The organism is Blautia hydrogenotrophica DSM 10507 (assembly GCF_034356035.1).
GTDB lineage: Bacteria > Bacillota > Clostridia > Lachnospirales > Lachnospiraceae > Blautia_A > Blautia_A hydrogenotrophica.
Genome location: NZ_CP136423.1, coordinates 3,278,152 through 3,290,300, shown reverse-complemented (window position 1 = coordinate 3,290,300; position 12,149 = coordinate 3,278,152). Strand labels below are relative to the sequence as shown.

The 12,149-nt window shown below is 47.1% G+C and carries 8 protein-coding genes; all 8 read left to right on the top strand.

What is annotated here, in order from left to right; translation table 11 throughout:
- The first annotated feature begins 42 nt into the window (after nucleotides 1–42).
- The 8 genes from cooS (at nucleotide 43) to araA (ending at nucleotide 12,130) form a co-directional block, all read left to right on the top strand.
- Nucleotides 43–1,935 carry an anaerobic carbon-monoxide dehydrogenase catalytic subunit gene (gene cooS / locus BLHYD_RS15785; RefSeq protein ID WP_005951682.1) on the top strand — a complete coding sequence of 631 codons (1,893 nt, stop codon included), beginning with the start codon at nucleotides 43–45 and terminating at the stop codon, nucleotides 1,933–1,935.
- 89 nt (nucleotides 1,936–2,024) lie between these two features.
- Nucleotides 2,025–4,154, top strand: coding sequence for an acetyl-CoA decarbonylase/synthase complex subunit alpha/beta (gene acsB, locus BLHYD_RS15780; RefSeq protein ID WP_005951681.1), 2,130 nt, complete (start codon nucleotides 2,025–2,027; stop codon nucleotides 4,152–4,154).
- A 492-nt stretch (nucleotides 4,155–4,646) separates the two neighbouring features.
- Nucleotides 4,647–5,825 (top strand): sugar ABC transporter substrate-binding protein, encoded by a 1,179-nt coding sequence (locus BLHYD_RS15775; protein ID WP_260784558.1) that lies wholly within the window; start codon nucleotides 4,647–4,649, stop codon nucleotides 5,823–5,825.
- Between the two features lie 124 nt (nucleotides 5,826–5,949).
- Complete coding sequence (locus BLHYD_RS15770) at nucleotides 5,950–6,906, top strand: ABC transporter permease (RefSeq protein WP_005951672.1); 957 nt, start codon at nucleotides 5,950–5,952, stop codon at nucleotides 6,904–6,906.
- 18 nt (nucleotides 6,907–6,924) lie between these two features.
- Nucleotides 6,925–8,430, top strand: coding sequence for a sugar ABC transporter ATP-binding protein (locus BLHYD_RS15765; RefSeq protein ID WP_005951669.1), 1,506 nt, complete (start codon nucleotides 6,925–6,927; stop codon nucleotides 8,428–8,430).
- Nucleotides 8,431–8,441: 11 nt separating this feature from the next.
- Entirely contained in the window at nucleotides 8,442–9,413 is a 972-nt protein-coding gene (locus BLHYD_RS15760) for an ABC transporter permease (RefSeq protein ID WP_005951666.1), read from the top strand.
- 105 nt (nucleotides 9,414–9,518) lie between these two features.
- Nucleotides 9,519–10,601 (top strand): GntR family transcriptional regulator, encoded by a 1,083-nt coding sequence (locus BLHYD_RS15755; protein ID WP_005951662.1) that lies wholly within the window; start codon nucleotides 9,519–9,521, stop codon nucleotides 10,599–10,601.
- A gap of 32 nt (nucleotides 10,602–10,633) precedes the next feature.
- A complete protein-coding gene (araA, locus tag BLHYD_RS15750) occupies nucleotides 10,634–12,130 on the top strand; it encodes an L-arabinose isomerase (protein ID WP_040350888.1) in 1,497 nt (498 codons plus the stop codon).
- The last annotated feature ends 19 nt before the right edge of the window (nucleotides 12,131–12,149 follow it).

Genomic DNA, 12,149 nt, shown 5'->3' with positions numbered 1-12,149 from the left:
ATAATATAAACAAACAGAGATACGCACACAGAGGAGGTTAAAATGGGTGATTTTAAACTGACAACGATTGAAGAATTTGAAGAAGCCACGAACCGGCTTTTAGAGACCGGAGCGAAGGTGGGAGCGGATTCCTGGCAGCTTCGTGTGAAGAACCAGACTCCGCACTGTAAATTTGGTGAGCAGGGTATCTGCTGCCGTATCTGTTCCATGGGGCCTTGCCGGATTACTAAGAAGTCTCCAAGGGGAATCTGTGGCTGCGACGCCCATGGAATCGCAGGCAGAAACTTTCTGCGCTTTACCGCAGGAGGAGCGGCCACACATTCCGACCATGGCCGTGAGATCTGCCATACCCTTCACACGGTATCTCCGGATGGAAACTACAAGGTAAAAGACTCGGAGAAGCTGCGGAGGATCGCAAAGGAATGGGGCGTTGAGACCGAAGGAAAGGACATCTATGAGCTGGCACATGAGCTCTCCGAAATGGCTCTGCTGGAATACGGCAAACCCTTCGGCGTGCAAAGATGGCTGAAAAGAGCGCCGGAGCACACACAGAAGCTGTGGCATGAAGCAGGAATCGAGCCAAGAGCCATTGACCGGGAGGTATCCACGGCTATGCATATGACCCACATGGGAAATTCCAGCAAACCGGAGGCGCTGGTACGCCAGTCGCTGCGCGCGGGAATGTCCGACGGCTGGGGCGGTTCCATGTGCGGAACGGAATTTTCCGACGTGATGTTTGGAACCCCTAAGCCTGTGGATACAGAGGCGAACCTGGGCGTGATGAAAGAAGACGAGGTCAACATCATTGTGCACGGCCATGACCCCAGTCTTTCCGAGATGATCTGCGAGTATGCCGAGGACCCGGAGATGATTCAACTGGCAAAATCCCTGGGAGCAAACGGCATCAATGTGGCAGGTGTCTGTTGTACCTCAAACGAGGTGGCCATGAGAAGGGGAATTCCCATGGCAGGAAACTTCCTTCAGCAAGAGAACGTAGTTCTGACCGGAGCCTGTGAGGCGATTGTCGTGGACGTACAGTGTATTTTCCCAGCTCTGGGGCCGCTGAGCAAGTGCTTCCATACGAAATTTATCACGACTTCTCCGATTGCGCAGATGCCGGATTCTGATTTTATTCTGTTCGAAGCTGAGACCGCAGGAGAAAACGCAAAGAAGATCGTACGTGCGGCGGTGGAGAATTTCGCAAACAGAAAGAAAGAGCTGGTACATATTCCACAGCTAAAGCAAAAAGCAACGGTAGGCTATTCTGTGGAGGCCATTATTAAGACCTTAGACACAGTCACAAACTCCCAGATCGACGTGACAGGTACCACCAAGCCTTTGGTGGACTGCATCACCTCCGGAGTTATCAGGGGCGCCGTGGCCATGGTAGGTTGCAACAATCCGAGGGTACGCCCGGATTCTGCCCATATCGAGCTGATGAAAAAACTAATTAAGAACGATATCATCGTCGTGCTATCGGGCTGCTCTGCCCAGGCGGCGGCCAGGGCGGGCCTGATGGATAAAAGGGCCAAAGACCTGTGCGGAGCCGGATTAAAGAGAGTCTGTGAGCTGGCGGACATTCCGCCGGTACTGCATATGGGTTCCTGTGTGGATATCAGCCGTATGATGGTGCTGGCATCTCAGCTTGCAAAAGACGCGGGAGTGAATATTTCCCAGCTTCCTTTGGTGGGCTGCGCACCGGAATGGATGTCCGAAAAAGCGGTCTCCATCGGAAACTATGTGGTGGCCACAGGAATCGACACCTTCCTGGGTGTAGAACCGCAGGTGAGCGGTTCTGACCAGATGGTACACTGGCTGACAGAGGGAATCCGCGACTGGGTGGAAGCTGCCTACACCGTGGAATTGGATATTGAGAAATTAGGAGACGCCATGATTGCCAGAATCGAAGAAAAACGAGTGGCTCTGGGAATCTGAGACTGAAAATAGATACAAATAAAAGGACGGAAAGTAGACGCCCTGGGAAGACGGCTTGATAGGGCGCCTGCAAAAATGGAGGTAGACCGGTGACTTTATTTGAAACTGTATTTAGAGGAAATGATACCGTCTATGAGCTGACGGAACAATTGATAACAGAAGCGATGGAAAAATATGGGGCGGAGCAGTCCGTAGGATTTCCCAACACTGCATACTGTCTGCCCTGCTATTACGCGGTGACTGGCGTAAAAATCAAGACACTGTCGGAATTAAAAGACGCCTTGAGCGTGGTAAAATCCTTGATGACCAGAGAACCCCGTCTGAAAGACGCGTTCATGTCAGGTGTGGCTACGGCTCTGTGTGCGGAATTTATCGAGGCCTTAAAATATCTCAATGGGGCAGAACCCTATGAAGCTCCCTGCTATGGTCATTTGGGAGACGCCACAATCCGGGAACTGGGGGTACCTCTGGTGACCGGGGATATCCCAGGCGTTGCGGTAATCTTAGGGGAAGCGCCGACCCAGGAGGAAGGCGTAGCTCTGGTAAAAAGCTACCAGGCCCAGGGAATCCTGGTGACTTTGGTGGGTGGAATTATCGATCAGTGTGAGGCGGCAGGCTATAAAATGGGCGCCAACGTCCGAGTGATTCCGCTGGGAAAAGAAGTGACTTCCGTCATTCATGTGGTTTCTGTGGCCCTGCGTGCCGCGTTGATTTTCGGAAACATAACGCCGGGGGATTCCGCAGAGCTGATGAAATATACCATGGAGAGGGTTCCGGCCTTTGTCAATGCCTTTGCACCCCTGGACGAAGTGATTGTGGCCTGCGGAGCCGGAGCGATTGCTTTAGGTTTCCCGGTGGTTACGAATCAAACTGAAGGAGTTGCCTCAGTGCCGAAGAGTCTGCTGGTTCAGCCGGATGTAGGAAGGTTTAATACCACCTCTTTGGAAGCCAGAAACATTAAAATCAAAGTGAAAAATATAGAGATCCCAGTGGCGTTCGCCTCAGCCTTTGAGGGCGAGATCATCCGCCGGGGAGACATGCAAGTGGAGTTCGACGGCTCCCGTGTGGACTGCGCTGAGCTGGTGCAGACCTGTGAGATGTCCGAGGTAGAAGACCATAAGATCACGGTGATCGGACCGGAAGCGGACGATATGGAGCTGGGCAGCAAGAATTCCATCGCCTATGTGGTAAAAGTGGCTGGAAAGAACATGCAGCCAGACTTTGAACCTGTCATCGAGCGTAAATTCCACAATTATATCAACTGTATTGAAGGAGTTTACCACACCGGACAGAGAGACATGCAGAGAATTCGTATCAGCAAGGATGCCTATGCGGCTGGCTTCCGAGTACGCCATATCGGTGAGGTGCTCTACAGCCAGGTGAAAAACGAGTTCGACGCGGTGGTGGACAAATGTGAGGTTGTGATTTATACAGACCCTGCAGAGTGTAAACGGATTCGTCATGAGGTGGCGATTCCGGTATTTAATAAGAGAGACGACCGTCTGGCATCTTTGACAGACGAGTCGGTGGATGTGTACTATAGTTGTATTTTGTGTCAGGCATTTTCCCCGTCCCATGTCTGCGTGGTGACGCCGGAACGTCTCGGACTGTGCGGAGCGGTGTCCTGGCTGGATGCCAAGGCGACTCATCAGCTGGACCCGAACGGTCCCTGCCAGGAGATCACCAAAGAGCGGGTGATTGATGAAAGAATTGGAGAGTATGAGGATGTCAACGAGGCGGTTCGCAAATTCTCCCAGGGAGCCTTGGAGGAAGTGTCTTTGTATTCCATTATGGAAAAACCCATGACCTCCTGCGGGTGCTTCGAGTGTATCTGCGGAATAGAGCCGTTTTCCAACGGCGTCTGCATTGCGAACCGGGAATACGCAGGTATGACTCCTCTGGGAATGACCTTCCCGGAGCTGGCGTCCATGACAGGCGGCGGTGTGCAGACTCCAGGCTTTATGGGCCATGGAAAACATTTTATTGGTTCGAAGAAATTTATGAAGGCAGAGGGCGGCGTGGAACGTATCGTCTGGATGCCAAAGGAATTAAAAGAGACGGTGGCTGAGCGGCTTAATGCCACGGCAAAAGAAATCTACGGCATCGACAATTTTACCGATATGATTGGTGATGAGACGATCGCCACGGACCCGGAAGAGTTGGTAACTTTCCTGACAGAAAAGGGACATCCGGCTCTGGGCCTGGACCCCATGATGTAAAGAAAATTTCATAATTCAGGCTCACAGGCTCTGGGCGGTGAGCGATAGAAATCCCATACCCAAAGAGAGGCCGTGAAAGGCCAAAAAACTCAGGCTGTTTTTAAAAATTTTTCCCAAATGAGGATGTTCCCCATTTAAGCATCATCAGACGGGAAAAGGCATTGAAAGACAGTCTGGGTTTTTTGTTGTTGAAGGATAATATTCGTTTTGAGTGCGTACAAATACGTAGAAATATACATACAAATCATGAAAAATAAGATATTATGCACAAATTGGTATGTGCTAATTTGGAGATGTGAACGAAATGTAAACTGCATATTGACGAATAGTACGACAGAATGTAAAATGAAAACATCCAAAGAGCTTAAAAAAATGTCCTAAAACAGAGCGTTTATGGTGATAATAGCTAAAAAATATCAGAACATTCTGAAATGAGGACAAAAGAAAAAGCTCAAATTTGTAAGCGTACAAATTATGTAGAAGGAGGTAACTATGAAAAACAAATTATTCAAAAGAATCGTCAGCACAGCATTATGTGCGACAATGGCTGCGGGGCTGCTTGCAGGGTGCGGCAGTGCACCGACTAGTAACGCTTCTGGCGAGGGGGGGGGTAAAGAGATAGCCAATGAAGACATCAAAATTGGTATTTCCATTTGGAGCTCCACCGATGTATTAGGATCACAGTGTAAAAGGATTCTGGATGCGGCGGCTGAGGCCCTTGGAGTACAGATTCAGTATGTTGACCAGGCGCATGTTTCCGAAAAGGTTACAGCATCCGTTGAACAGTTGTGCGCGGCTGGATGTCAGGGAATCATTGTCTGCAACTCTGCTGATACAGAAATGACATCTGCGATTAAGACCTGCAACGACAATGGCGTATATCTGTCTCAGTTCTTCCGTGTTATCAGTGAAAAAGACAACCCAGATATCTACCAAGTAGCGAAAGACTCTGAGTATTTCATTGGTGCGGTTCATGAGAATGAAGTGGAAAATGGAAAACAGTTGGTTAAGATGCTTCTGGACAAAGGCGACCGTAACATTGGTCTGATTGGCTGGGAGCAGGGAGACGCTACCTGGCTTGGCAGATGGGAAGGATACAAAGCGGGCATTGAAGAGTGGAACAAAGAGAATCCAGACGATCAGGCGAAGCTTTCAGAGCCACAGTATGCTGGAACTTCCTCTGACGGTGGATCTAAAGCGGCAGAAGCTTTGATGTCAGCAGATGATACCATTGATGCTCTGATTCCTGCTGGTGGCGGCGGTGACCCGCTTCAGGGAGCAATCGCGGCGGTTGAGCGTGCAGGAAAGGTTGACGAGATTGATGTTGTATCTACAGACTTCCTTCCGGATCTTGGAGAACGTCTTGAGAACGGTTCTATGGCTGGTGAGTCTGGCGGGCATTTCTGTGATCCACTGTACGCATTCCTAATGGTTTACAATGCAATCAAAGGCAATTACACAGATATCGCAGGCAACTTTGTGGACGTTGAATTCCCATACCTGTACGTATCATCACCAGAGGACTACGAAGCATATGAAAAGTACTTCGTAGATCAGCTTCCATATACAAATGAAGAGATCGTTGAAATTTCTGAGATGAGCCTGGAGGATATGATCGCAAAGGCACAGTCCCTGTCTATTGAAGACGCGGCCGCACGTGCTGGCAAATAATCCTCGACAGATTTGAACTAAATAGCAGAATGCGGGAGACCGGTATCGGTGATACCGGTCTCTTTTATGGAAGCAGTAAACAGTACAACTTTTAAAGAATGAGGTATACGATATGAGTTCTTCAATGAAAACAACGGAAAAGAAAAAGTTGTCAGGAAAAACAAAAGGGTATCTGATCCTGATTGTCTTGCTTGTCGCATCCTACGGGATTTTCAAAATTGTCACTCCGGACAACTTTGGCTCTCCCAAACAGATACTCCAGTATTTCCAGGCCAGCCTTCTTGCCGCGACGGGCGCTGTGGGTTTTTACTTTGTTATGGTAATGGGAATGTTCGACTTCTCCATCGGTGCGAACATTGTGCTTTCATCGATTCTTGGCTGTGTTCTGGCAACTAATTTCGGATTAGGCTATGTGGGATTTGTCGTTGGAAGTATCCTGTGCGGTGCACTTATTGGACTGATTAACGGAGCGTTCTACGTGAAGCTGAGAATTCCTTCCATGATCGTTACGACAGGACTTGCACTTATTTATGAATCCGTTGCCAATTATATCGCAGGCGGTGTTGAGCAGACGCTTCCATCTGATATGCGTGCGTTTGGCTCGATGCCGGGAAATATTATTCTCGCAGTCCTTGCATTTATTGCCGCATATATTTTCCTGAACTATACAAAAGTTGGTACTTATACATACGCAATTGGTTCCAATGAATTTGTTGCCAAGAATATGGGTATCAACGTAAACAAATATAAAGTAATCGCATTTTTGATCAGCGGCGCCTTTTTTGGTGTGGAAGCAATTCTTTCTATCAGCTATGGGTCTTCCATGGTGGCTGTTACCGGTATGGCGTCCATGGCGAGAAACTTTACTCCTACCATGGGATGCTTCTTTGGTATGGCTTTTCGTAAGTATGGTATTCCGATTCAGGCCATCATCATTGGTGAATTCGTGATTAATATTATTTTCTACGGATTTATTGCACTGGGAGCTCCTACAGCAATCCAGGACGTAATTACAGGTCTGGCTCTGCTGATTATCATTACACTGACCACAAAAGTTGACAAAGGCGAAATCGTGAAATAATCGAAGGAGGAACATACTATGAGTAATGAAGTGAGATTACAGGTGAAAAACGTGTGTAAGTCCTTTGGTATTACGAAGGCTGTACAAAACGTGTCATTCAATATAAATAAAGGCGAGGTCCATGCACTGATCGGTGAAAATGGTTCTGGTAAATCCACTCTTACCAATATGCTGACCGGCATCTATCCTATTGACAGTGGAACCTTTATCCTGGATGGAAAGGAAATTCATCCGAAGAACCAGGTGGAGGCAAATAATGAAGGAGTCTCCATTATTGTACAGGAGCTTGGAACACTTTCCGGGCTGACTGTGGCAGAAAACATTTTCCTTGGTCATGAAGATAGGTTTGTGAAAGCGGGTATCAAGAATACGAATGCAATGAACAAGGAAGCAGATGCGTTGCTGAAGAAATATGGCTTTGAGCGGATTAAGGCAGCTCATATGATTGACGAATATAATTTCGAGGACCGTAAATTGATCGAGATTGTCAAGGCAACCTATTTTTCACCAAAGATTGTGGTGATTGATGAGACGACGACGGCTCTTTCCCAGGAAGGCCGTGAAGAGCTGTACAAGCATATGGAACGAATCCGTAAGGAAGGAAACACCATTATCTTCATTTCCCACGATCTGCCGGAGATTCTAGAGAAATCTGACACCATCACAGTCCTCAGGGACGGTGTCTATATTGATACGGTAAAGAGTAAGGATATGACAGAAGACGATCTGAAGAAACTAATGGTAGGGCGTGAGATGACAGGAAAATACTACCGGACAGACTATGGCGAGAAGGTTTCTGATGAAGTGGTTCTCTCTGTGAAGAATGTATCGGTACCAGGACTGATTCAGAACATTTCCTTTGATCTTCACAAAGGGGAAATTCTCGGGTTCGGTGGTCTGTCGGAGTCTGGTATGCATGAAGTAGGAAAAGCAATTTTTGGAGCCTCTTTTGACAGAGAAGGAAGTGTAACTTTGGCGGACGGAACGCAGATCAAGGATATTCCGACTGCTATCAAACATGAGATCGCCTATACATCCAAAGACCGCGATAATGAGTCTATCGTTATCAACCAGAGCATCGGAGACAACATCTGCCTGCCGTCTCTTGGAAGGCTTGGCTCTGGGCCGTTAAAGTTTCTAAACTACAAAAAACTTAACGAGTTTGCAAACAAATACGCAAAGGAAATTTCCGTAAAAATGGTGAATACAGACCAATTTGTGTCAGAGCTTTCCGGAGGTAACAAGCAGAAAGTCGTACTGGCGCGCTGGATTGGACGTGATTCAGACATCATTGTTCTGGACTCCCCAACTCGTGGTATCGACATCAAGGTAAAACAGGACATCTATCAGCTGATGGATCAGATGAGAAAGGACGGAAAATCGATCATCATGATTTCTGAAGAGTTGATGGAGTTGATCGGTATGTGCGATAGAATTCTTATTATGAAAGACGGCAAGATCAGCGGCCAGCTTGACCGCGATCGGGATATGAACGAAAACAGCCTGATTTCAATGATGGTTTAAGGAGGAGAGTCATGGCTAACGAAAATGCAAAAGCAGTAAGCAAAGAAAAAGAACTGAATAAATTTTCCAAGATGGCAAGGCTCCGCAGATTGCTTCCGGTAGTGGGACTGATAGCAATTTTCATCCTGTTCAATGCGTTGACAGGCGGAAGAATGATTTCCAATATGAATCTGGTGCTTTCGCAGGTATATGTGACGATGATTGCATCCATGGGTGTATTCTTTGTCATGTCGATGGGAGGCTTGGATTTCTCCCAGGGGTCTATCCTTGGTATTGCCTCTATCGTTGTATGTACGCTTTCGCAATCATACGGACTGCCGATTGCAATTCTCGGGGGAATTGTCACAGGAGCTGCCATTGGAGCGATCAACGGTTTCTTCTATGTTAACCGTAAAATTAAGTCCTTTATTGTAACGATTTGTACGATGTTCCTGTTTCGTGGGGTTATCAAATATTTGACGACAGATGCGCCGGTAGCAGGTTCCGCGACACTGATTAATTATGACACGACAGTATTGAAACTGACCTGCACTCTTATCGTTCTCGTAATTGGGTTTATCGTATTTCGTTACACCAAGTTTGGTATTTATCTCAAAGCGATTGGAGCGGGGGAAAAGGCGGCAAAATTCGCCGGCATTCGCACAGACAAGATGAAATTTCTCATCTATGTACTGGCAGGAGCGATCACAGGCTTTGCGGCATTTATTAACGTAATCAAGGTAGGTTCTGTGACATCCTCCGGCGGTAATCAGTTGGAGACACAGATTCTGATCGCGCTGGTACTCGGCGGTATGCCGATTTCCGGCGGAGCAAATGTAAGATTTGAGAATATTATTGTTGGTTCTATGCTGTTTATCGTGTTACAGAGTGGACTTACCATGATGGGAATCTCAACACAGATGTTGCAGTTAATTGAGGGAATCGTATTCCTCGTATTCGTGGCAGTATTTGCAGACAGAAAATCCTTACAGGTTGTTAAGTGATTTGATAGGATATTTGAATATGACAGGGGCACCGGCACAGCTTGTAAAAGAGTATAAGAAAGATGTATAATAAAAGGCAAAAACGGGCAGATATGGAGAAATAGAATGACAGATAATAAGCCAAAATACCAAGTAGTGATTGATTGGATTAATGAAGAGATAGCCTCGGGTAGAATGAGGATTGGTGACCGTTTGATGCCGGAAGAAAAGCTGAGTAAAAAATTTGGCCTGTGCCGTCAGACAATCCGAAGGGCGACCAGCCAGCTTGTGGAGGAGAAGGTTTTGACACGCCTTCAGGGAAGCGGAACCTATGTGGGACAGATACTTCCCCATACTCCAAAGAAAAAGCATATGAATGTGGCGGTTGTCAGTACCTACTACAATTCGTACATCTTTCCGCCGACGCTTAGAGGAATTGAACGTACACTTTCTGACGCCGGATATGCTATGTGGCTGTCTTTTACAGATAACAGGGTAGAGAGGGAACGGGTGATTTTGGAAGATATTTTAAGGAAGAACAACATTGACGGGCTGATTGTGGAGGCTGCGAAAGGAGCCCTTCCGAATCCCAATTTATCTTATTATAAAGAGCTGCAAAAGAGAAATATTCCAATTATATTTTTTAACGATATGTATCCCGGACTGGATGTACCCTGCGTGCGTCTGGATGACCAGTGTGTTACCTACAAGGCGACAAAATTTTTGATTCAGTCCGGGCATAAAAGAATCGCCGGTATTTTTAAATTGGACGACGGCCAGGGACGCCGGCGGTATAGCGGATATATTGATGCGCTGAGAGAGGCGGAGATTCAACTGAATTCCAGGACGACGATCTGGATTGATACAGATTCGGAATTGAATCTTTGGGAGATAGAGGAGCACCTGTTTCGTCGTATTAAGGGATGTACAGGAATTGTCTGCTATAACGATGAGGTGGCGGTAGAAGTCATCGACCTGGCACTTAAAAGAAACATCAAAATCCCACAGGATCTGTCTATTATAAGTATTGATGACTCGGAGCTTGCGCAGATGAGTAAGGTTCCGTTTACCTCATATTCCCATCCCAAAGAGATATTGGGAGAAAAAACGGCTCAAAACCTTCTACAGATGATTGAAAATCCCGCGTTTGATGGGAATTATCTGTTTGAATCGCAGGCTGTGGTTCGCGATTCCATTCGACAGATTTAGGGACACAGGTACAAATAAGGAGGCAAATGAACATGGAAACAAAAAAATATCAGTTTTGGTTTTGTACAGGCTCACAGGATTTGTATGGAGAGGAATGCCTGGCACATGTAGCTGAGCATACAAAAGAGATGGTTGATGTCATGAATAAGTCGGGGGTTCTTCCATACGAAATTGTATGGAAACCGACCCTGATTACAAGTGAATTAATTAGGAAGACATTTAATGAGGCGAATGCAGACAAGAACTGTGCCGGAGTTATCACTTGGATGCATACTTTCTCACCGGCAAAATCCTGGATTCTGGGTCTTCAGGAGCTTCGCAAACCGCTACTTCACCTTCATACACAGTATAACCTTGAGATTCCATACGATGAGATTGACATGGATTTTATGAACGAGAACCAGGCAGCTCACGGAGACAGAGAGTATGGACATATCTTCACCCGTCTTGGAAAAGAGCGCAAGGTGATTATGGGATACTGGAGAGACGAATCCACACAGAAGAGAATCGCTTCCTGGATGAGCACAGCAATCGGTATTGTAGAGAGCAGAAATATCCGTGTCATGCGTATCGCCGATAATATGAGAAACGTAGCGGTGACTGAGGGAGATAAAGTAGAAGCGGCTATCAAATTCGGATGGACGATAGACGCCTATCCGGTAAATGAAATCGCGGAAGCAGTCGCTGCTGTTTCACAGGCAGATATCGACGCTCTGGTTGAGGAATACTATGATAAATATGAAATCCTTTTGGAAGGAAGAGATGAAAAGGAATTCCGTGAGCATGTGGCGGTTCAGGCCGGAATTGAGATCGGCTTTGAGAGATTTCTGAAAGAGAAAAATTATCAGGCGATCGTGACACATTTTGGAGATTTGGGCTCTCTGAAACAGCTTCCGGGGCTGGCAATCCAAAGATTGATGGAAAAAGGCTACGGATTCGGCGGAGAAGGAGACTGGAAGACAGCAGCTATGGTTCGTCTGATGAAAGTTATGACAGCCGGAATGAAAGACGCGAAGGGAACTTCCTTCATGGAGGATTATACATACAACCTTGTACCGGGAAAAGAGGGAATCCTGCAGGCGCATATGCTTGAGGTCTGCCCAACCATTGCTGACGGCAAGATCAGCATCAAGGAGCAGCCGCTGTCTATGGGTGACCGTGAAGACCCGGCAAGGCTTGTATTCACGTCAAAAGAAGGTCCTGCGATCGCCACCTCTCTGATTGACTTAGGAGACCGCTTCCGTCTGATTATCAATAACGTGAACTGCAAGAAGACCGAGAAACCAATGCCGAAGCTCCCGGTAGCTACTGCATACTGGACACCGGAGCCAAATCTCATGACAGGCGCCGAGGCGTGGATTCTGGCAGGCGGAGCGCACCACACCGCATTTTCTTATGACTTGACTGCGGAGCAGATGGGTGACTGGGCTGAGGCTATGGGAATCGAAGCGGTTTACATTGACAAAGATACAACCATCCGCCAGTTCAAAAATGAACTGCTGTGGAACAAAGCTGCGTTCAGCAAGTAGTAAGCTGCAGATAAGGCTG

Excerpts from the sequence above, each read along its gene's own strand:
- cooS (WP_005951682.1), top strand. The coding sequence starts at position 43 with ATGGGTGATTTTAAACTGACAACGATTGAAGAATTTGAAGAAGCCACG.
- BLHYD_RS15775 (WP_260784558.1), top strand. The coding sequence starts at position 4,647 with ATGAAAAACAAATTATTCAAAAGAATCGTCAGCACAGCATTATGTGCG.
- BLHYD_RS15770 (WP_005951672.1), top strand. The coding sequence starts at position 5,950 with ATGAAAACAACGGAAAAGAAAAAGTTGTCAGGAAAAACAAAAGGGTAT.
- BLHYD_RS15765 (WP_005951669.1), top strand. The coding sequence starts at position 6,925 with ATGAGTAATGAAGTGAGATTACAGGTGAAAAACGTGTGTAAGTCCTTT.
- BLHYD_RS15760 (WP_005951666.1), top strand. The coding sequence starts at position 8,442 with ATGGCTAACGAAAATGCAAAAGCAGTAAGCAAAGAAAAAGAACTGAAT.
- BLHYD_RS15755 (WP_005951662.1), top strand. The coding sequence starts at position 9,519 with ATGACAGATAATAAGCCAAAATACCAAGTAGTGATTGATTGGATTAAT.
- araA (WP_040350888.1), top strand. The coding sequence starts at position 10,634 with ATGGAAACAAAAAAATATCAGTTTTGGTTTTGTACAGGCTCACAGGAT.